This is a genomic window from Marivirga arenosa, from assembly GCF_030503875.2.
Classification (GTDB): Bacteria; Bacteroidota; Bacteroidia; order Cytophagales; family Cyclobacteriaceae; genus Marivirga; species Marivirga arenosa.
In genome coordinates, this window is the sequence record NZ_CP129968.2 from 2,202,000 (window position 1) to 2,224,406 (window position 22,407).

The 22,407-nt window shown below is 32.3% G+C and carries 21 protein-coding genes; all 21 read left to right on the forward strand.

Annotated elements, in window-relative coordinates; genetic code table 11:
* The first annotated feature begins 1,137 nt into the window (after positions 1-1,137).
* Positions 1,138-1,584, forward strand: a complete 447-nt coding sequence (locus QYS47_RS09530; RefSeq protein ID WP_322345760.1) for an ArsR family transcriptional regulator — start codon at positions 1,138-1,140, stop codon at positions 1,582-1,584.
* Positions 1,585-1,618: 34 nt separating this feature from the next.
* A complete protein-coding gene (locus tag QYS47_RS09535; protein WP_322345762.1) occupies positions 1,619-2,617 on the forward strand; it encodes an NAD-dependent 4,6-dehydratase LegB in 999 nt (332 codons plus the stop codon).
* On the forward strand, positions 2,614-3,645 hold the full coding sequence (neuB, locus tag QYS47_RS09540) for an N-acetylneuraminate synthase (protein ID WP_322345763.1): 1,032 nt from the start codon (positions 2,614-2,616) through the stop codon (positions 3,643-3,645). Before QYS47_RS09535 ends, neuB begins: the two co-directional genes overlap by 4 nt.
* A gap of 1 nt (position 3,646) precedes the next feature.
* The gene (locus QYS47_RS09545; RefSeq protein ID WP_322345764.1) at positions 3,647-4,606 is read left to right on the forward strand and encodes a GNAT family N-acetyltransferase; all 960 of its coding nucleotides are present in this window, start codon (positions 3,647-3,649) and stop codon (positions 4,604-4,606) included.
* Positions 4,607-5,773, forward strand: a complete 1,167-nt coding sequence (gene neuC / locus QYS47_RS09550; protein WP_322345766.1) for a UDP-N-acetylglucosamine 2-epimerase — start codon at positions 4,607-4,609, stop codon at positions 5,771-5,773. It abuts the gene before it with no gap.
* Positions 5,773-6,444 carry a PIG-L deacetylase family protein gene (locus tag QYS47_RS09555; RefSeq protein ID WP_322345768.1) on the forward strand — a complete coding sequence of 224 codons (672 nt, stop codon included), beginning with the start codon at positions 5,773-5,775 and terminating at the stop codon, positions 6,442-6,444. Before neuC ends, QYS47_RS09555 begins: the two co-directional genes overlap by 1 nt.
* A complete protein-coding gene (locus QYS47_RS09560; RefSeq protein WP_322345769.1) occupies positions 6,441-7,484 on the forward strand; it encodes a nucleotidyltransferase family protein in 1,044 nt (347 codons plus the stop codon). Before QYS47_RS09555 ends, QYS47_RS09560 begins: the two co-directional genes overlap by 4 nt.
* Positions 7,484-8,161, forward strand: a complete 678-nt coding sequence (locus tag QYS47_RS09565; protein WP_322345771.1) for an acylneuraminate cytidylyltransferase family protein — start codon at positions 7,484-7,486, stop codon at positions 8,159-8,161. Before QYS47_RS09560 ends, QYS47_RS09565 begins: the two co-directional genes overlap by 1 nt.
* A 26-nt stretch (positions 8,162-8,187) precedes the next feature.
* Positions 8,188-8,694, forward strand: coding sequence for an acyltransferase (locus QYS47_RS09570; protein WP_322345773.1), 507 nt, complete (start codon positions 8,188-8,190; stop codon positions 8,692-8,694).
* A complete protein-coding gene (locus QYS47_RS09575; RefSeq protein ID WP_322345774.1) occupies positions 8,694-10,106 on the forward strand; it encodes a lipopolysaccharide biosynthesis protein in 1,413 nt (470 codons plus the stop codon). The genes QYS47_RS09570 and QYS47_RS09575 overlap by 1 nt, the downstream gene beginning before the upstream one ends.
* Entirely contained in the window at positions 10,103-11,533 is a 1,431-nt protein-coding gene (locus tag QYS47_RS09580; RefSeq protein ID WP_322345776.1) for a hypothetical protein, read from the forward strand. The genes QYS47_RS09575 and QYS47_RS09580 overlap by 4 nt, the downstream gene beginning before the upstream one ends.
* A gap of 398 nt (positions 11,534-11,931) precedes the next feature.
* A complete protein-coding gene (locus QYS47_RS09585) occupies positions 11,932-13,014 on the forward strand; it encodes a DegT/DnrJ/EryC1/StrS family aminotransferase (protein WP_322345777.1) in 1,083 nt (360 codons plus the stop codon).
* On the forward strand, positions 13,007-13,879 hold the full coding sequence (locus tag QYS47_RS09590) for a sulfotransferase family protein (RefSeq protein WP_322345779.1): 873 nt from the start codon (positions 13,007-13,009) through the stop codon (positions 13,877-13,879). The genes QYS47_RS09585 and QYS47_RS09590 overlap by 8 nt, the downstream gene beginning before the upstream one ends.
* The gene (locus QYS47_RS09595; protein WP_322345780.1) at positions 13,866-14,822 is read left to right on the forward strand and encodes a glycosyltransferase; all 957 of its coding nucleotides are present in this window, start codon (positions 13,866-13,868) and stop codon (positions 14,820-14,822) included. The genes QYS47_RS09590 and QYS47_RS09595 overlap by 14 nt, the downstream gene beginning before the upstream one ends.
* Positions 14,807-16,366: an aldolase catalytic domain-containing protein gene (locus QYS47_RS09600; RefSeq protein WP_322345782.1), complete on the forward strand. Its 1,560-nt coding sequence runs from the start codon at positions 14,807-14,809 to the stop codon at positions 16,364-16,366. The genes QYS47_RS09595 and QYS47_RS09600 overlap by 16 nt, the downstream gene beginning before the upstream one ends.
* A 288-nt stretch (positions 16,367-16,654) precedes the next feature.
* Positions 16,655-17,353 carry an acylneuraminate cytidylyltransferase family protein gene (locus QYS47_RS09605; protein ID WP_322345784.1) on the forward strand — a complete coding sequence of 233 codons (699 nt, stop codon included), beginning with the start codon at positions 16,655-16,657 and terminating at the stop codon, positions 17,351-17,353.
* Positions 17,331-17,960, forward strand: a complete 630-nt coding sequence (locus QYS47_RS09610; RefSeq protein ID WP_322345786.1) for an HAD family hydrolase — start codon at positions 17,331-17,333, stop codon at positions 17,958-17,960. Before QYS47_RS09605 ends, QYS47_RS09610 begins: the two co-directional genes overlap by 23 nt.
* A complete protein-coding gene (locus tag QYS47_RS09615; protein WP_322345788.1) occupies positions 17,957-18,730 on the forward strand; it encodes a glycosyltransferase family 29 protein in 774 nt (257 codons plus the stop codon). The genes QYS47_RS09610 and QYS47_RS09615 overlap by 4 nt, the downstream gene beginning before the upstream one ends.
* Before the next feature lie 36 nt (positions 18,731-18,766).
* Positions 18,767-19,825: a polysaccharide pyruvyl transferase family protein gene (locus QYS47_RS09620; RefSeq protein ID WP_322345789.1), complete on the forward strand. Its 1,059-nt coding sequence runs from the start codon at positions 18,767-18,769 to the stop codon at positions 19,823-19,825.
* Positions 19,818-21,047: a glycosyltransferase gene (locus tag QYS47_RS09625; protein ID WP_322345791.1), complete on the forward strand. Its 1,230-nt coding sequence runs from the start codon at positions 19,818-19,820 to the stop codon at positions 21,045-21,047. Before QYS47_RS09620 ends, QYS47_RS09625 begins: the two co-directional genes overlap by 8 nt.
* A 66-nt stretch (positions 21,048-21,113) precedes the next feature.
* A complete protein-coding gene (locus QYS47_RS09630) occupies positions 21,114-22,196 on the forward strand; it encodes a glycosyltransferase family 4 protein (RefSeq protein ID WP_322345792.1) in 1,083 nt (360 codons plus the stop codon).
* The last annotated feature ends 211 nt before the right edge of the window (positions 22,197-22,407 follow it).

A 22,407-nucleotide genomic window follows, 5' to 3' on the forward strand; every position in this document is an offset into this window, starting at 1 on the left:
AGGGAGCTGGATTGCAGCGCGGAAGCATCTTTTTGTCATGATTTTTTCTTTCTTTTTGATCTAGCAAAAAGAAAATACAAGTATAAACTACTTGGGGTAGTAAAGGAATAAATTAAGTTTAATGTCTTTTATTACCGATTAAGCTAGACTTTTAACAGTTTTGATATTTACTTAATACTTTTTCCAATGATGAAAAAGTATGCAAAAAATCTGAGTGAAATGAAGCTGTCAGCCCTCAAGGCCTACGTTGGCCCGCCATTTCACCCTTCCTTACGCGCTTTTTCGTTTGCAGCGAAATTTGGTCGTGCTATCTTTTAATCTTCATCTGAATTAAATTCGATTCATAGAACTTTAATCAAATTAATAGGAATATATTTGTTCGAAGCGTGTGGGTGGGAAGACAAAACAGCGGGCCAGCGCAGCAGCTTTGTTTTGTCATGATTTTTTCGCTTGTCCGCTTATTAGCTGATTCTTTTTGATCTAGCAAAAAGACAAAGTAAGTCTATGAAACAATTTAATCTTTGTGAAAATAATTAAATGTATATAATCTCTTACATCTTCCCTACAATTTTTCCTTAGCTTATTGCAATTCTTTAATCTATCTACTACTTTTATTATTGAGTAGTTATTTTACTCGTTTTTTATTTAAATTTTGGCTAATTATTAGGTAGCAATACCTTAATCATTTGTTACCAATATTACTGTGTGAGACTATCCCCTTGAGGGGATTATAGGGGTGTTTCCTGAGAAAATCTCATTAGTACTAGCCGAATTGTTGATTTAGTTAAAATCACACAGAAAAAGCTTTTTGCTAAGTTCTAATTGGGACTGAAAGGGCGAAGCTGTAAATAATTACGAATTAGTAATTGATTAATTAAGAATTGAGTTGGTTCAGTATTAAATTGAAATTGATAAAATCATACATAAATAGTAAATTATTTAAAACTGTTGAAGGCCGAACATCCTACATCTTTCATCTAACTATTTATAAATCGCTAAAAACCTGATCACTTGACAACTTAAACACTGAATAAGTGTTAAACTTGACAACATACATTGCTCGACACCCTAATTACCTCTAAAACCCGTATTAAACTTCTCCTCAAGTTCTTTTTGAATGCGCAGACTAAGAGCTATTTGCGTTCATTAGAAGGAGAGTTTGGAGAAAGCACCAATGCCATTCGCTTAGAGCTCAATAAATTTGAGGAAGCTGGGATGTTGAAGGCAGATGTCGAAGGCAATAAAAAATTATATCAGGCGAATACAAAGCACCCGCTTTTTGAAGACATTCACAACATTATCAAGAAATATATCGGGATCGATCGCGTAATAGAGCAGATCATTGGGAAAGTAGGGCAATTAGAAAAGGTATATTTAATTGGTGATTACGCGAAAGGAATAGATGGCGGAATAATAGACTTCCTATTAGTCGGTAATCAGTTTAATCATGAATACATTGCCAATATGACCGGCATAGCCGAAAAGAAAATTGATCGTAAAATTCGCTTTTTATTTATGGAGCCCACAGAGTTTGTGGGGCAAGTTCCAACTGCTGAGGCGGGACTTTTACTGTGGCAGAGTTAATATATATAGCTAAATTATTTAGAAAATCTCATAAATGAATTTATCAAGTAAAAAAATATTAGTAACAGGGTCAGATGGCTTCATTGGAAGCCATCTAACTGAAAAGTTAGTGGATGAGGGCTATCAAGTAAAAGCCTTCGTCTATTATAATTCCTTTAATTCATGGGGCTGGTTAGATACTTTGCCAAAAGAGAAGCTTGCTAAAATTGAGATTTTTTCTGGCGACATTCGGGATCCTAATGGGGTAAGAACTGCCATGAAGGATGTTGATGTCGTATTTCATTTAGCTGCTTTGATTGCTATTCCTTTCAGCTACCACTCACCAGATTCGTACATAGATACAAATGTGAAAGGAACGCTTAATGTTATACAAGCAGCTAAGGATTTAGGTACTGAAAGGGTATTGGTTACTTCTACTTCAGAAGTTTACGGAACTGCTCAGTTTGTTCCTATTACAGAAGAGCATCCAAAACAACCTCAATCTCCTTATTCAGCAAGTAAAATTGGAGCTGATTGTATTGCTGAGTCATTCTACAGGAGTTTTGATTTGCCTATTACCATTGTAAGACCTTTTAATACTTACGGGCCAAGACAATCGGCTCGAGCCATTATTCCCACTATTATTTCTCAGTTATTAAAAGGAGAGACAGAAATCAAGTTGGGGGATTTAAGACCAACTCGTGATTTACTTTTTGTAAAAGATACAGCAAATGCGTTTATTGAAATTGCGAAATCAAAAAAAACGATAGGGGAACATATCAATATCGCAACTGAATCTGAAATATCAATGCAAGAGTTAGCTCAGAATTTAATTGATATTATAAATCCTAAAGCTGAAATTATAACAGACGAAGAGAGACTAAGGCCTGAAAAAAGTGAGGTGTTTAGATTATTTGGTTCGGCCAAAAAAATCAAAGAACTAACCAATTGGAAAGCTCAGCATGATTTAACTTCTGGATTAAAGGAAACTATTGAATGGTTTTCAAAAGAAGAAAACTTGAAGAATTACAAATCAGATATTTATAATATATGATTAAGCCACAAAGAACGATTATTATAGCAGAAGCAGGAGTAAATCATAATGGTGATTTTGAAAAGGCAAAGCAATTAGTCGAAGTTGCTGCTAAAGCTGGAGCTGATTTTGTGAAGTTCCAAACCTTTAAAGCCGATAAGATTGTTAGTAAAGAAGCTAAAAAAGCAGATTATCAAAGCAGAAATATTAATGATGGAGATGACTCTCAATATAACATGCTCAAAAAGCTTGAGATGTCGGAGCAGTGGCACTTTGATTTAATCGAATATGCTGAAAAATTGGGTATTAAGTTTCTTTCTACAGGTTTTGATGAAGAGAGTGTTGATTTTTTAGATTCTCTGAAACCTGCTTTATATAAAATTCCATCTGGGGAAATTACTAACAAACCTTATATAGAACATATTGCCAGTAAGAAAAAACCTATTGTTTTATCAACGGGAATGGCTACAATCGATGAAATCAAAGATGCTGTTGAAACGATAGAACGAATTGGCGTAAAACGTAAAGATATTACAGTGCTTCATTGCAATACAGAGTACCCAACACCAATGGAAGATGTTAATTTGAAGGCCATGTTGCACATCCAAAAAGAATTAGGGGTTGAAATAGGGTATTCAGATCATACTTTAGGGATTGAAGTGCCTACTGCAGCTGTAGCACTAGGTGCAAAAGTAATAGAAAAACATTTTACTTTAGATAGAAATTTACCAGGACCTGACCATAAAGCTTCCTTAGAACCAGATGAACTAGTATCAATGGTGAAAGCTATTCGCAATATTGAAATTGCCATTGCAGGGAGTGGTATTAAAGAGGTGAGTAAGAGTGAGGTCACTAATAAAAAGCTGGGACGTAAAAGCATTCATATAAAGAATTATATAAGGAAAGATCAGCACTTAACCGAAGATGACCTAATAATGCTTCGACCAGGAGATGGAATTTCTCCTATGGAGTTGGAAAGTATAATAGGGAAGAGAGCAAGGAAAGCACTTGACCCAGGAGCTAAATTATCATATTCAGACCTTTATTGATATGGAACTAAAGAAATATAAACCTTCAGATGAGCTCGAAATATTAGAACTATTTTCTTTGGCTTTTGGAAAAAGCATGACAAAGGAATTTTGGGAATGGAGGTATTTAAACAATCCCGCTCTTAAAGAACCCCTAATTAATTTGATGTGGGACAAGGATAAGTTAGTGGGTCATTATGCAGTTTCTCCTGTCATATTAAATATTAAAGATGAAAAACTATTAACCTCTTTATCGATGACCACCATGACGCATCCAGAATATGGTGGGAAGGGGATTTTTACTGACTTAGCGGAAAATTTATATCAGGATATTTACAAGAACAATGATATACAAGCTGTCTGGGGATTTCCTAACTTAAATTCACATTATGGATTAATAAAAAGATTGAAATGGAATGATGTGAGCCTTGTGCATTCTTTAAGACTTTTTAGTGAGGTATTTAATAAATATGATAAAGTAAATTACCGTACTGCTTATGATTTTTCAGCGCAACATGCTGCAAAAATAAAAGAGAATAATAAAGGAGAAATTTCGGTTCATAAGGATGCTAATTATTTAAATTGGAGGTATAGAGATCATCCAGATAATGAGTATAATATTATAGAATTGGCGGATGCTGATCATTTAGAATTTGTAGTAATAAAAATTATTGATTCATTTGATTCTGCTGGCGCTAAAGAAGTAGATATACTTGAGCATGGTTATGATGCAAATCCTGAGGTTATTAATGAAGTAATCTCAGCAGTATTAAGTTTTCTTTCGGATAAAGGAGAGACAGTTATATCTATAAATACCTGGATGCCAATATTTGACCCAAGACATAAATTATTGGAGCGGAATAAATTTAAACCAGAAAAACCTCTCACTTTTATGGGCTATCGTGCATTCTCTGAAAAATGTGAAGTCTTAAAGTATTTTAATTCATGGGACTTAACCATGGGAGATTCCGATGTTTTTTAAATGATGAAGAAGCGAAAAATTATTGCCGTAACGGGTGCTCGTTCTGAATATGATTTAATGTTTAGTATTTATGAAAAACTAAACCAAAGAGATGATATTGATTTTAGTATCATCATTACAGGGCCACATTTATCAGAGAAATATGGACTGACGTCTGAATATATTGAAAGAGATCATTTCAAGATTTCTGAAAAGATATATAGCTTATTAGATTCAGATCAAAAATTGGCTAGAATTGCCTCTATCGGTAATCAAATTCCATTGTTAGCGCAGACTTTATCAAGAGAAAAGCCAGATATTGTGTTGGTTGCAGGCGATAGAGAGGAAGCGATTTCAGTATGCATGACTTGCGCTTTTATGGATATTGCGGTTGCTCATTTTTTTGGGGGAGATATTGCAAAGGACGGAAATATTGATAATTCTGTAAGATATGCAGCTAGTAAGTTTGCCCATCTTCATTTTACAACTTTGGAAGAGCATAAGAAAAATTTATTGAAATTAGGAGAGGAAGATTGGAGAATCACGGTGATGGGAAATCCTGCCTTAGATCGATTTTTAGCTATTGAAACTGTTTCAAAAAATGATGTATTAAAGCATTTTGGCATCAGTTATGATAAAAACTACTGTGTTTTAATTCAGCATTCTATTATTACTGAAGTGGAAGAGCAAAGAAAAAGAATTCTTATTACTTTAGAAGCAATAGCTGAATCCGGATATTTTTGCTTTATCAATTATCCTAATTCTGATGCTGGAAGCTCGGAGATTATAAGAGCATACGATGAGTATATCATGAAATACCCAAAGCAGTTTAAAGTATTCAAAAATTTAGATCGTTTACAGTATGTAAATTTACTTCGCAATGCTGATTTTTTATTGGGCAATTCTAGCTCTGGCCTATTGGAAGCCCCTTCTTTAGGATTAGCTGCTATCAATATTGGAAGCAGGCAAAGGGGAAGAGTACATGGAGATAATGTGATATTTGTTGATAATGATAAAGATCAAATTGTGAAAGCAATAGATTTTGTCAATACTAACGAAGAGTATCTTGAAAAAGTAGCCAAAAAGCAAAATCCTTATGGCGATGGAAATTCAGCAGAAAAAGCAGTTGAAGTGCTAACTTCTGTTGAAATCAATAAGAATTTGATTTATAAAAATATTACCTATTAATGAAGAATGTAATTGTAGTTTCTGCCCATCCTGATGATGAAACTATTGGAGCTGGCGGTACATTATTAAAGCATATAAAAAATGGTGATCAGGTAACTTGGTTGATCGCTACCAATGTGTTTGAAGAACAGGGTTTTTCCAAAGAACGTGTAAGATCACGACAAAAAGAGATAGAAAAGGTAGCGAAGGCTTTTGGTTTTGTTAATGTTTTTTTACTTGATTACCCCACGATGAGTTTAAGTAGCTCAAGCATTATCAAGATGGTGCCAGAGATCTCTGATATTTTTAATAAGGTCAAACCTGAAGTTATTTATTGTTTAAACCGATCAGATGCCCATTCAGATCATAGAGTTTTATTTGATGCGGTAATGGCCTGTACTAAATCGTTTAGATATCCCTTTATCAAGAAAGTATTACTTTATGAATGCCTCTCCGAAACAGAATTTGCTCCTGCTTTAGCTGAAAAAGCTTTTATACCTAATTATTTTGTGGACATCAGTGAATTTTGTCATCAAAAAATTAAGATTATGAAAATATTTGATTCAGAATTGGGTGAACATCCTTTTCCGAGATCAGCAAGAAACATTGAAGCATTAGCGACTTACAGGGGTGCAACCGTTGGCGTTGAATATGCAGAAGCCTTTCAAGCGATTAAAATAATAGATAAGTGAATTATCAAAAGCACCTAGTTGACCAAGATAGTACCATAAAAGAAGCACTTGCAAAATTAGATGTGCTGGCTGCAGATGCTATTTTATTTGTGGTTGATCATGAGCAAAAGCTTGTAGGATCATTAACTGATGGTGATGTAAGAAGAGGCTTGCTAAAAGATATGTCAATTCATCAGAAGGTGATTGACTTCATACAACCCAATCCAAAATACATACTCAAATCAAGCTATAATGTAGAGGATTTAGAAAAATTTAGGGCTGCAAATCTAAAAATTATCCCAGTGCTAAATGATGCCCATCAGGTTATCAATGTTATCAATTTTAGATTTCTAAAATCCTATTTGCCCATTGATGCTATTATTATGGCAGGTGGCAAAGGAACTAGGTTAAAGCCTTTAACCAATGACATTCCTAAACCCTTATTAAAAGTAGCGGATAAACCCATAATTGAACATAATATTGATCGTTTAATTACTTACGGAATCGATGATTTTTGGATCTCCATCAATTATCTTGGAAACCAATTGAAAGAGTATTTTAAAGAGGGAGAAAGTAAGGGCGTACAAATTAAATACGTTTCTGAGGAGAAACCTTTAGGTACTATTGGAGCCGCAAGAGCTATTAAAAACTTTCAACATGAAACTGTTTTAGTCACCAATTCCGATATTTTAACGAATCTTGATTATGAAGATTTCTATAAAGATTTCATCCAATCAGGTGCCGATCTATCGGTAGTCACTATTCCTTATGAAGTCTTAATTCCTTATGCTGTATTGGAAATGGAGAAGGGAAGTGTAAAATCTTTTAAAGAAAAGCCTACTTACACTTATTATTCCAATGGTGGGATTTATTTACTTAAACGAGAATTGTTGGAATTAATACCTGAAAATGAGTTCTACAATGCAACAGATTTAATGGAGGAGCTGATAAATAGAGGAAAAAAAGTGAATTCATATCCGCTCAGAGGCTATTGGTTGGATATTGGCAAACATGAGGATTTTCAAAAAGCTCAAGAGGATTATAAACATATAAAGTTTTAATGAAGCCATTAGTAGTGATACCAGCAAGAGGAGGTTCAAAAGGTGTTCCTCGAAAAAATATTAAAGAACTAGGCGGGAAGTCTCTTATTTATTATACGATTGAAGCTGCAAGAGAAGTATTTGAGGATAAATACATAATGGTAAGTACTGATGATGAAGAAATTAAAGAAGTTGTAGAGAGAACTGGTCTTAAAGTTCCATTTCTAAGACCTCAAGAATTAGCTACTGATGAGGCAGGAACTCATGAAGTATTACTACATGCCATTAAGTTTTCAGAGGGAAATGGTTATTTCCCAGATACACTGATTTTACTACAGCCTACTTCACCTTTTAGAACCGGGGAACATATTAAGGAAGCTTTAAACTTATATCATAATGAATTAGATATGGTGGTTTCTGTAAAGGAAACAAAGTCAAACCCATATTATGTTTTGTTCGAAGAAAATGAAGAAGGTTATTTAAGGAAATCCAAGGAAGGTGATTTTACAAGAAGGCAGGATGTACCTAAAGTCTGGGAAATTAATGGGGCGATATACATAATAAATATTGAATCTATAAAGAATAAAGAAGTTAATCGATTTGAATGTATTAAAAAGTATGTAATGGATTACATCTCTTCTATTGATATAGATGATAAGTTGGATTTTCAGATTGCTAGTTTAATAAAGTTAAATTAGCCGCTAGTTTTTACGATATTTAAATAATGAAAAAAATAATAGTCAAACTACTTATAAAATTATATAAACATGGAGAGGAATATTCTAAAAGGAAGAAATACCAAAATTATTCAGTAAAATATAGTATAGACAAGTCATTTAAATTTAATGGCGAAAAAATAAAATTGTATGGTAAAGGAAACATTGTGTGTGGAAAAAATTCATATATAGGTAGCTATTCAACCATACAAGCGGACAAAGAAATGATTGTCAGAATCGGTGATTTCTGTAGAATATCTCATAATGTAAGAATTTATACATCTTCTGCCGTTGTTGATCAAGATTTTAAGAATTACAATAATTTGAAAAAAAAATTCGGGAATGTTAATATTGGGAACGCAGTATGGATCGGAGCTAATGTGTTTATTAATCCTGGTGTAAATATAGGTGATAACTCTATTATAGGTGCAAACTCTGTTGTAACAAAGGATATTCCAGAAAATGCAATTGTTGGTGGAGTGCCTGCTAAACTCATTCGCTATAAAATTATTTAATGCTTAAAAAACTATTTTCTCATACTGCTATTTATGGTTTTGCACCACAAATTACCAAAATAGCAAGTTTTTTTTCGCTTCCCTTAATCACACAAGAATTAACGGAACTAGATTACGGTATAGCAGGTGTTTTAACGGCATATACCTCAGCAATTGCTGTATTTAGTTTTCTAGGTTTGAGAGTTGTTTTAGTGAATTCTTATTTTAAGTCTCCAAAACAATTTAAATGGGCTTGGAGACAAATTTACGGATTTTTATCTATATGGAATATTGCTTATGCTTTTTTTCTTGGGGCTTTAATATACTTTATAGTTCCTACAGAAGCTAATGACCAAAGATGGCTAATTGTGTTGCTTCATATTGGGCCTATTGTCTTTTTTGGCCCTACCTCTAATATTTGTAGCACCTATTATCAACTAAAACAAAAGCCTTTTCAAATTGCTATCCGAAGTGTTGTTTTTGGAATTTTAACAATTGTATTAAATGTAGTATTTATAGCCAATTATAAAATGGGATTTATGGGGTGGTTTTGGTCTTCTTTCATAGTTGGTGTTATTCGAAACTTGTCATTTTATTATCCACTTAATTTTGTTTTGAAATTGACGCCAATATTTAATTTTAAGTGGAGATTAATTAAAAGTTCATTGAGTGTGAGTTTACCAATGATACCACATTACTATTCTAATTATTTATTAAATAGTTCTGATAAAATGGTCATGGATGTAAGTGGAATTAGTACTGGCAATATTGGTAAGTATAATGTTGCATATACAGTTGGAAGGTTTACAAATAATTTGGGTTCAGCAAGCGGATTAGCTATTGGGCCTTTATTGAATAAATTTTACAAAGATAATAACGATATGGCTGCTTCTTTTTTAATATTTATCCTACAAGTTTCTTTTTTTATGATTACTTGTCTTTTAAGTGTTTGGATGAAAGAGATTTTCTATTTTTTATTAAGAAATGAGACACTTTCGCAAATGTATTATTTAGGTATAATAATAGTGATGTCTTATAATTATAGACCGATGTATTTTGCTGCCAATTCAAAATTAATGTTTTCTGAAAAAACGAACATATTGTGGCGCGTAACTTTAGGAGCAGGTTTAGTTAATGTAATTTTGAACTTAATTCTTTTACCAATATATGGTTTTGAAATTGCAGCTATTACAACGTTTGTCGCTTATATTTTTATGGGTTACTCTGGCTTCTCTTTTAAAGTATTTAAACAACTTACAAATGCAAATTATTACCCATTAATATGGCTTTTCATTACCTTAATATTGACCATTTTAGTTTATTTGTTCAAGGATTTCACTATTTCAAATAAAATTATAATCAGCATAATATTTCTGTTAGTTGGTACTTTTGCTATTGTAGCTTTCAATATGAAATTAAAAGAAATTACATGAGAGAGATCTTCTTTAAGTTTTTTGATGAATATGATGAATTTAAAACTGAAGATTTCGAAGTTTCAGGGTTAAATTATTTTTCTATTATTCGTAATCGTTTGTTTTTTATCGCAATTTCAGATGAATACAAGTCACCTGCTACCAAAAGTAATTCATTTGCTAGCTCAATATTGATATTTTTTAAAATGTTAAGAAGTTCGAGGTTTTTGTTAAAAAAGAAAACGGCTCTAGGTATTTCTCATAACTCTTTCAGAACCAATCTTGATAATACTATTTACGATAAAGCACTAGATCCCTTATTAGATATTTTTGGTCAAGGTGAAGGGATTTTAGTTGAAATGAATCATAGAATTTCGAGTGGTAATGAATTTTACAAAAACTCAAGGATATTACCCTTAAATTTTATTGAGAAAATCGCCTCCAAATTATTTAAAAAAGAGCATAGTCTTTCTGTTGATTTAATGCAGAAGAAAGCTTTAAATGAATTAATTGAAAACTTTTGTTCGATATCGAGTAAAACTGATACTCAAAAAATTAAAAGATTAATAAAAAGCGATATTCTTAAATTTTTTATTTGGATTAGATTGTCACGAATCATTTTAAATCTAATTAAACCTAAATTTTTATTTACTTATTCTTTTTCATCAGTTTCTACAGGAGCTTTTATTGCTGTAGCTAATTCCATGAAAATAAAAACTATTGACATACAACATGGACCAGTAGGATGGCAACACTTCAATTATCGTTACTTAAAAAGTAATAACGAAAATATTATTTACCCCGAACCTAAGTTCTTTTTTGTTTGGGATAAATACTCTTTTAATATCATGTCTGAAATTATTGATAAAGAAAGATTGATTCTAGCTGGAAATAGGTGGCATAAATTTATATTGGACTTGTCTTATCGAAATGAATATAATTTTCAACGGAATAAAAAATATATTCTATATACTTTACAACCTGTTGAGCCTATAATCGAAGATTTTATCATGGAAGCAATAGAAAGGTCTAAAGAAGATTTTATATGGTTGATACGATATCACCCTAGAATGAATGATCAACAAAAAAAGCAGATATCTGATAATCTTGAAAAGTTTACTAAGATTGGAGTCGTTTCTTTAGATTACTCTAATAATACTGCACTTCCTGAAATTCTTTTGAACTGTGATGTACATATTACTAAATATTCTGGTTCAACTTTAGAAGCTTGCTCGTTTAAAGTGCCAACTGTTATTATAAATTTAATGGGATATGAATTATACAAGAATTTAGAAGGAGACCAATTAATTACTTTTGAATTAAATAATAATTCTGAAAACTTGCTAAAGTCAATTAAATACCTTTCAGTAAAAAACCAACATCACTCTAATGAAATGGATTTTATTAGTATGAATATGAATATTGACCACTTTTTAAGTGAGTCCTAGGGAATATGTATTCTTTGAAATCAAGTTTTGTGAAATATTTAATATTTACCTTTTAGGGTTGGTATGAATTAATTTTAAAATAGCAGAGGAAACTATTAAGTGGTTTAATTATTATTTAAGTTTTACAATCTAGAATACATCCTGATTAATGTGTTATTATCTATGAGTATTATTGTCTAATTAAATATCTTAAATGTTATGTTATAACGATGATTGATAAATTAAGATAAATGCCTTAATAATATCGATTTTAATCAGTAAGATTTTAGTATTATTTGCAAAGTTTTATAATCAATATGAGCAAATCGAAAAAACTTGTGATAGTTGTAATTTAATTAATATAAAAGTTGGGTAAGTAATAGATAATTAAAACTATATTAATTCTCCAAATTAAAAATATGATACCAGTTACAAAACCATATTTGCCCTCTTCTGAGAGATATAAAGAATTAATTGATGGTGTTTTCCAGAGACAATGGCTTACCAACAGTGGTCCTTTAGTAAATGAATTAGAGCTAAAACTAAAAGGGTCTTTAGCACTAAAACATTTGTTATTAGTTAGTAATGGAACAATTGCACTTCAAATTGCTATAAAAGCTCTTGAGCTAACAGGTGAAATAATCACAACACCTTTTTCATATGTAGCTACTACAAGCAGTATTGTTTGGGAAAATTGTACTCCAGTATACGTTGATATCGATGAACATAGTTTAAATATTGATCCAACTAAGATTGAAGCAGTCATCTCAGATAAAACAACAGCTATCTTGGCAACACATTGTTTTGGAAATGCATGTGATATTGAGACGATTGATGAAATAGCAAGGAAACACAAATTGAAAGTCATTTATGATGCCGCGCATTGCTATGGAACAAAATATAATGGTAAAAGTATATTTGAATTTGGTGACATAAGTACATGTAGTCTGCATGCAACTAAGATTATGCACTCAGTCGAAGGCGGGCTTTTGGTTACTAAGGACCCCAATCTATTAAAGATAATGGCTCACATGCGTAACTTTGGTCATGACGGACCTGAAAAATTTAATGGAGTAGGTATTAATGGTAAAAACTCAGAATTCCATGCTGCAATGGGACTGGCAGTGCTTGAAAGTATAGGAGGGATTCTTATGAAGAGAAAGGAACAGTCAGAATATTATAAGCATGTATTGGATGGTATGAATGTGAAATACCCTGTTATTAACCCTAAATGTGATTACAATTATTCTTACTTCCCAGTGATATTTAGTAGTGAAGAGGTATGTTTGCGCTCTAAACAAGAGCTTGAAAACAAAAATATCTATCCTCGTAGATACTTTTATCCTTCTTTAGATGCCTTGTCATATGTGAAGAAAGGTGATACTAAATTTTCAAATGATATTTCAAAACGAATTCTGTGCTTGCCTTTGTACCATGAACTTACGAAAGAAGAGCAATTTATGATTGCTAGGATTTTGAAAAGAACTGAGAGGTATGGTTGATTTAACACGTTTTTTTATCCTTGGTAATCCGAGATCTGGCACTTCATTGTTCAGACTCATGTTAAATATGCATCCTAATATTGTAGTGCCTCCTGAGTCAGGCTTTTTACATTGGTGGTCAACTAAATATAATAATTGGTCACAAAGTGATAATACATCTAGAATAGACGAGTATTTAGAAGACCTGATGAGTAGTAAAAAGTTTGAGACATGGGGGGTAGATAAAAAGAAATTAAAGTATTATCTAATTTCAAATAGGCCAAAAAATTATCTTGAATTAACTAGTTTGGTCTATCTCTTTTACAAGGGAGATGAACGAGTAAAACTGGTGGGGGATAAAAATAATTATTATGTGAGCCACATCAACGATCTTTTAAAAATATGGCCCGATGCCTTTTTTTTACATATAGTTCGTGACGTTCGAGATGTCTATTCTTCATATAAGGATTTAAATGAACTTCAAACGACTTCTGCATATAAGCCAGAGCTTTCAACTAATCCAGAAGATGTAGTGAAAGAATGGCTGGCTAATAATGAGAATATTGAGTCATTGTCTAGTTCTTTTCCTGATCGTTATTATCTTATTAAATATGAAGATATAATTAGTGATCCACTAAAGACACTTAGTGCTCTATGCGATTTCTTAGGAATCAAATTTTCAGATGAGATGCTTAATTATCATTTGAAGGAAGGCAAAAAGTTTATAGAACCAGAGGGAACTTTAGATTGGAAAAAGAAAACCCGTGATAAGCTAGATACAAATAATATAGGAAGATATAAAAGATCTCTATCTGGATCAGTTATCAACTTAATAGAAGAATTATCTATGCAAAAATTAAAAGCATATGGATATGAAAAATCATGAGTTACCTGTGGTAAGCGTAAGGCTAATGACCTATGATCATGGGCCGTTTATTAAGGAGGCATTAGATGGAATCCTTATGCAGGAAACTAACTTTAATGTTGAAGTTGTAATTGGGGATGATTTTTCAACTGATAATACAGTAAATATTATTAGAGAATATCAAGACACAGAGAAAATCAAAATTAAATTACTTCAGAGAGAACATGGAGATGATTACTCTGTCAATAGAGAAAAATTGGGACGACTTTATAATTTTTATGATATACTAAAGAATTGTAAAGGTAAATATATAGCCTTATTGGACGGAGATGACTTTTGGACCGATAAATATAAGCTACAAAAGCAATTCGATTTTCTTGAAAATAATGATAAATACATTGCCTGCTTTCATGATGTGAAAGTAGTCAATGAAAAAAGCGAAGTGGTTCGAGAAAATAAGTTTAAGAAGATTAGTTTGCATGACTATAAAGCTGAGCTTTTGACTAGGGGTAGGGTGTTACCGGTCTTGTCGGTGATGTTTCGGAATGTCACTGATGAACTACCAGAAGAATTTATCCATGGTGGCCTAGGTGATAAGTTTCTTTCCTCCTTTTTAGGTAACTTTGGTGATGCGAAGTATATGAATAATATTCAGCCTTCGGCTTATCGAGTGGGAAATCAGGGAGTATGGTCACAAAAGGATTTGATTCATAAGAAGAAGTTGAATCTGATGACGGTATATCAATTATGGAGATATTATGATAGGATAGGTAAAAAAGAAAATGCAGAAATTTTATTTAACAATTTGGTAATTCAAGGATACCGTTTATACCCGTATTTACCTTCCAACTCCTTTCTAGTTAAGATTGAAAAGTTAATAATGAAAATCAACTACAATTTTTTTAAATCTTTAAAATTTCCAAATAGACTTTTACTTAAATTGAAATTATGGAAAAATCAATGAATGATTTTCTTATCCTAGACTGTACGCTTCGTGATGGTGGTTATTATACAAATTGGGATTTTGATAAAGAATTAGTAGAGACTTATTTCGAATCTTTTAATCAATTACCTGCTGAATATTTGGAAATTGGTTATAGAAGTATTCCAATGAATAATTACCTAGGGGAGTATTTTTATTGTCCTGTTTTTGTGATGGAGCAAGCAAAGGAGTGGTCCGATAAAAAATTGGTCATTATTTTGAATGAAAAAGATATTCGCAAAGAACACGTAAAGGATTTATTATCTCCCTGTTTAGGCCTAATCACTATGGTGAGACTGGCTATTGATCCCCTTAACTTTACTCGTGCTCTAGGTTTAGCAGAAGCAGTGAAAAGTCTAGGCTTTGAAGTCGGTTTTAATGTAATGTACATGTCAACTTGGCAAGATCAGAAAGATTTTCTGAATCAAATTCAAGAAGTTACTGGCTTGGCAGACTATTTTTATATGGTCGATTCATTTGGCGGGGTTTATCCGGAAGACGTAAAGGATACTTTTGATTTAGTGCGATCTAAAACTGACGCCAAAATTGGTTTTCACGGCCATAATAATTTGGAATTGGCTTTGGTCAATACCTTAACTGCTTTGGAATGTGGAGCGGATATTGTCGATGCCACGGTAACGGGCATGGGTAGAGGGGCAGGGAATTTAAAAACGGAATTATTATTAACAGCACTTAATGCGAAATCAGGATTAGAAGTGGATTTTAATAGTTTAAGCAATGTGGTTTCAGCTTTTGAAAATTTGCAGAAGCAACATGAATGGGGTACTAATCTACCTTATATGGTTTCGGGTGCTAATTCCCTTCCTCAAAAAGAGGTGATGAATTGGGTAACTCAACGATTTTATTCATTTAATAGCATAATTAGAGCACTACAAAATCAAAAAGATAACCAAAAGGATAATCAAAAATTAAGTCTTTTTGAACCTCAGAAATCATTTGATAATGTTGTAGTAGTAGGAGGAGGTCCTAATGCAGCATTACATTCTGACGCAGTAATGGAATTCATAAATCGTAATGAAAATGTTTGCATCATCCATGCAAGTAGTAAAAATGCAGGCTACTACAAAGAATTAAAAGTACAACAGTATTTTTGTTTGGTGGGTAGCGAAGGTCATCGTTTAGAAAAAGTCTTTGATGATTTAGGCGGATTTTCAGGGCAATGTGTACTGCCTCCTTTTCCTCGAAAAATGGGAACCTATATTCCCCAGGCATTGGAAGGAAAAAGTTTTGAACTAAAAGAAATTACCATTACGGATTTAGTGAAAGATGCCCATACAGTTTTGGCATTACAGACTGCGTTGAGTTTAAATGCTCAAAATATTTACTTTGTAGGTTATGATGGTTATCAAGAAGGGTATATTACTAAAACAGAACTGGTATTATCTGAAGAAAATGAATGTATTTTTGAAGATTTCCAAAAGAATACAGGTTTAAAAATAACTTCTTTAACACCTACGCATTACAGAAAGCTTAATGTTGAATCCATTTATTCTTTATTGCAGTGAATGAGACAAAAATACCCCCCTTCCCCCCTCAAGGGGGGAGACGCACAGATTTTCTTTTCTTTTTTAATTTGATTCATCATCACTTTATTGATATTTTTTTGTAAAATAATTGATGTAAATAGTGATTAAGTTCAAAATATACTACAAACTTCAATCTGTGAGATTATCCCCTTGAGGGGATCATAGGGGTGTTAAATGGCTTTAAATATAGCAGAATGATAGCTGTTATATAGTAGCAGAAAGAATCAAAGAAAAATAGAGCTAAAACATGAATGTAAAATTCAATAAATGAATAATCAAGTCACTTTTTTCTTACCTATCCGAAAAGGAAGCCAAAGAGTAAAAAACAAAAACACCCGCACCTTCGCAGGCATAGAAGGAGGTTTGGTGAGGCTTAAACTGGAACAATTGCTAAAATCTACAAGAATTGATCAAATTGTACTTTCTACGAATGATGAAGTGAGTATGGAGATTGCAAAAAATTTAGATTCATCAGAATCCAAAATTAAGGTAGTCCCCAGACCTGAGGAATTATGTTTAGATATTACCTCTTTAAGTGAATTAATTAAATATGTACCCACTATCATTAAGAAAGGTCATATTTTGTGGGGGCATGCAACCACACCTTTTGCCACAGCTGAAGTTTATGATCAAGTAGTTGATCAATATTTTAATCAAATTAAAAATGGCTATGATTCATTGATTACTATTTTGGAATTGCAAAACTTTATCTTGAATAAAGAAGCTAAAATTATAAATTACGAACATTCAGAGGGAAAATGGCCAAGAACGCAGGATTTACCTGTTTTGTATGAAGTGAATCATGCTGTATTTATGACATCCAGAGTCATCTATCTTAATAACTTAGATAGAATTGGAAGTAAACCTTATTTATTCACCCAAAATAAAATAGAATCCTTTGATATTGATTGGGAGGAAGATTTTTTAATTGCAGAAGCCATTTATGATAAACTTTACAGGAATTAAAACTATCTTTTGGGATTTTGATGGGGTCATAATGGATTCCATGCCGATAAGAGACCAAGGATTCATAGAGATCTTAAAGGATTATCCTGAAGATCTAGTCACTCAATTGCTTGCTTATCATAAAGCCAATGGAGGTTTATCTCGTTATGTAAAATTCAGATATTTTTTTGAAGAGATTCTAAAAGAAAAAGTAAGTGATGCAGAAGTCGAACAATTGGCAAATAAGTTTTCTACTATAATGCTTAAAAAGTTAAAGAATCCGGATTTTCTGATTAATCAAACCGTAAAATTTATTCAAGAGCATCATGAAAACTATCAAATGTTTATTGTTTCTGGCTCTGAACAGTCGGAGTTAAGAGAGATATGTAAATCTGTAGGGATAGCTAAATATTTCAAAGGAATATTTGGCTCTCCAACTCCTAAAAATCAGTTGGTTAAGAATTTAATTAAAAAGGAAAATATAAATGCTTCAAAAGCAATTTTAATAGGGGATTCAATTAATGATTTTGAGGCAGCAAAGGTAAATAAAATTACTTTTTACGGATTTAATAATCCTGAATTGAAATCAGTTTCATTAAATTATATTCAGAATTTTAAAGAGATATGATTAAGATTTTAAAGGCTGTTATTGGTCTGATAATAATGCCATTTAGGATCCGAATTTTTAGGCCTGATAAGATATTTTATAATAAAAAAATAGCTGTAGTTGGCCCAGCAGATTCAGCATTTGATCATCAAAACGGAAACCTTATTGATACTTACGATTTTGTAATAAGATTGAATAAAGCTTTGGTTGCATGGAATCCAGATAATAAAAAATATTTGGGTACTAAAACAGATATTTTGTTTCATAATTTTTACGAAAATATGGATTCAGGTGGTGGTGGACCTTTAGACTGGAATCTATTTAAAAAATTTGGAGTTCAATTTCTTATTCAACCCCGTTATGATAAGAAAGGCTTTCAATTGATGTTTAATTATTTTAAAAAATATGTGAATACTAAAGAAATTATATATGTTTTCCCTAAGAGCTTCTATAATGAGGTGATTGATAAATTTCAGAATTATCATCCAACCAGAGGATTTTATGCACTTAATTCAGTATTAAAAGCTGATTGCTCAGAAATATTAATTACAGGCTTCACATTTTTTAAAACACCTTATGCTAAAGGATATAGAGATAATATTCGTGATATGGAAGCCAACAAGAAGCATATAAAAAATCAAGGTTTACATAATGTAGAAATGGAGTATTATAATTTTCTTCAGCTATTAGAGAAAACATCGATTGATAAAATACTAGTTGATCAGAAACTTTATGCAATCATTGAAAATGATTCACCCCAAATAGCTAAGAAGCTTAAAATTATAAATTAAGCTTGAACGAAAATCTGAAATTGAAATAGTAACTTAATGTATAAAAACAATATCTACTTAGATAATATAAAAGAGCAACAAAGTTTATTATACAACTGTATTGGTCTTTTTTTAAAGAAAGGATTGAAAGTTGCTTTACTAGATTTTCCAAATCACAACAATGTAGGCGATAATGCAATTTGGCTGGGTGAAAAAGAGGCGTTAAAAAAATTAGGAGTAGAGGTAGTTTATCAATGTGATATTTACACCTATTCTGAAAAAGCCTTACGCAAGCAGTTAAACAAAGGAGGAATAGTGTTGCTTCATGGTGGTGGAAATTTAGGAAGTGTCTGGCCGGAGCATCAAATGTTTAGGGAGAAAATAATTAAGACTTTGCCTGATATGAATATTATTCAATTACCCCAAAGTGTATATTTCGATAATGAAAATGGAAAGCAACAGTTTGGGGAAATTGCACGAGCACACCCAACACTCAATATTTTGGTAAGAGATAAGGTAAGCTTTGATATTTTAAATGATTTAAATTTAAAAGTAAAACTCTGTCCCGATATGGCATTTGCTTTAGGCCCCCTAGCTAGTAGTGGCAAATCAAAGGTAGATGCGGTTTGGTTGGCAAGAACTGACCACGAATCTGCTGGCTACAGCTTAGCAAGGTCAAATTTTAAAATAGAAAAACTCGATTGGTTAATGGGAGAGCCCGGGCGATATTATTCTAAGTTTAGCCCTAAAGTTACTGTTCGTATAAGAAGGTTAGTTCAAAAAATATTTAGGAACTCATCATTTACTCGTAATAATTTATGGAAAATTAATGCTAAGGCTTTTGATCTTTTGGCGCAAAGAAGATTAAATCGAGGTATTCGTATTTTAAGTAGAGGTAAAATGGTAATTACAGATAGATTACATGGACATATCATCTCCACTTTATTGGGGAAACCTCAAATACTATTTGATAATCATTATAAAAAAATAGGGAATTATAGAGAATGTTTTGAGCATAATCACGAAGCAATTTTTTACGATCTTGATATTAAGGATGATTTAGAAAAGGAAATATCTAATCTTTTGACCAATTCCGACCGTATTAATCATGACTAAGATTCAAACAGTCCTTCCATTATTTGTACCCAGTTTTAACAGACTTAAAGCCGATGCCGTTTGGGTAACAATAGCGAACTGGGCAGAAGGATTTGAAGACAAATATGGAAGCGCTCACGTAATAGCTGGAACTAATAAATATTTATCAAACGAAATTAGAGCAAAATGTTTTTCTAAAAGCTCAGGGAAACAAACAGAAAAAAAAGTAAGCAGATTTCGTAAATCAATTTTAGCAAAGTTAGCAGAGACATTTATAAAAGATTTACGTTGGTATTACGAAGAAATTAAATCTACTGATATTGAATTAGAACAATTCAAAAATGCCCCATTTATTTGGCAGCACCATGATCTCTTTCAAACAAAAGGCTTGAAGATAGCTAAAAAGTTAGGGAAGCCTTCTGTACTTTTTGTAGATGCACCTTATGTCTGGGAAGCAAAAAAATGGGGGGTGAATCGCCTGGGTTGGGAGTGGTTCTCAAAGAAATGGGGTGACGCTAAGCCATTAAATATGGCCGATTTGGTGCTGGTTGTAAGTGAAGAAGTAAAACAAGCGGTAATAGATTTAGGTGTAAATGAAAATAAAATTTTAATTACACCTTGTACAGTTTCTACCAAAAGGTTTAATGTAAATGATGCTACAGAGTTAAGAAAGTCCTTAGATTTAGAAAATGAATTCGTAATAGGATGGGTTGGAAGTTTTCGTAAATTTCATAGTTTGAATTTATTGCTTGATGCATTTCAACAAATATCTTCTTCTATTTCGAACGCTAAGTTATTATTAGTTGGAGATGGTCCTGAACGGTATAGATTGGCTGAAAGAGTGGAAGAGTTAGGTTTAATAAAACGAGTTATATTTACTGGAAATGTACCTCATAATGAAGTGAATGCTTATATAGGCAGTTTTGATATTGCCATTTTACCCTCTGAATCTTATTCAGGATTTCATTATTCACCCTTAAAACTCCGTGAATTTTTTGCGGCTGGTGTACCTGTAGTTGCTTCGGCTGTTGGTGATGTTAAGAATGTAATAGAGCAAAGTGATGGTGGATGGTTAGTACCACCTTCGTCTAAAGATGAAATAGCCAATATGATTCAAAAGATTGAATCCAATCGTAAAGAATTGCAAGCAGCTTCATTGAATGCAAAAAAATACGCTGCTAACGAAATGGGAATCTCCAAGCAAATTCAAATGATTGAGGACTATTTTGGGATAAGTTCATAATATTTCTCAAATCTAAAACCAACCTAGTATTATAAATTAGCTGAATTTTTTTTTAAAAATATTTACTTGAAAATACTTCAAATCATACAAAAACCTCAGTTAAGAGGAGCTGAAATTTTTGCTTGCCAATTATCAGTGGAGTTAAAAGGTCTAGAGCATGCCGTTAATGTCCTATATCTCTTTGGAAATGAGAATCAAAAGTTAGAATATAATTTAAATTTCCAAGCACTCTTAGCTACTCAGAGCAAAAGATTTTGGGATTTTAAAGCCTATAAAAAGCTTGCCCATATAGTTGAAAAAGGGAATTATGATATAGTGCAGGCTAATGCAGGAGATACTCTGAAATATGCTGCTATTTCTAAACGCCTTTATAATTGGAAAGCTCAATTGGTGTTTAGAAATGCTAATAAAATGTCTGCTTTTATTCAGTCTAAACCTCATTTATGGTTGAATCAATTCTTCTTGAGCCAAATGGATTATGCTATTTCCGTTAGTGAAAATTGCAGACAGGATTTAATACAAATATATCCTAAAGCTAAAGATATTTCTTTAACGGGCACTATAGGTACTTTTAACTTTGATCATCTTAACGCAATAAAAAGGTCTTCTGAAAATAAAGTTTGGATCAATGTAGGTTCATTTGTTAAAGAAAAGAATCATGGATTTCTTTTAGAAATTTTTGCTGAATATTTAAAAGATAATCAAGAAAATGAATTGTGGTTGATAGGGGACGGGAAGCTAAGAACAGAATTAGAGGAACAAGCCAAAAATCTAGGAATACAGCAAAATGTTAAATTCCTAGGCTATCAAAATAATGCAGTAGAATATATCAAAGCCGCTGATATTATGGTGATGCCTTCCAAAATTGAAGGTTTGCCAGGGGTAATTTTGGAAGCATTGTCTTGTGGTGTTCCAGTAATAGCATCGAATGTAGGTGGAATACCTGAAGTAGTGCATAATGAACAAAATGGGTATGTAATCGAAGAGTTCGATAAACCGAGCTATATCTCCAAAATTAAGAAAGTATTGAATGACCAAAAACTAACAGAAAAAATGAGCCAAAATGCCCGAAAACTCATCCAAGAAGAATTCCTCATGCCAAAAATAGCGAAACGCTTCGAATCGATCTACAAAGAAATAATAGCCTAAGGCTATATTTGAACCACAAAGCCACGAAGACACAAAGGATTTTAAATTAGCAATTACGAATTTTTTAATTACGAATTGATAAAAATATCAGTCCCAATTTAACATACCAAACGGACAATTGGTAAGAAAGAAGCAGTCTAACTCCGCCAAGATTCTATTGATACCTTGATTCTGAGGCTAATTCACCCTTTGGGGGTTAGGAGGCTTTTTT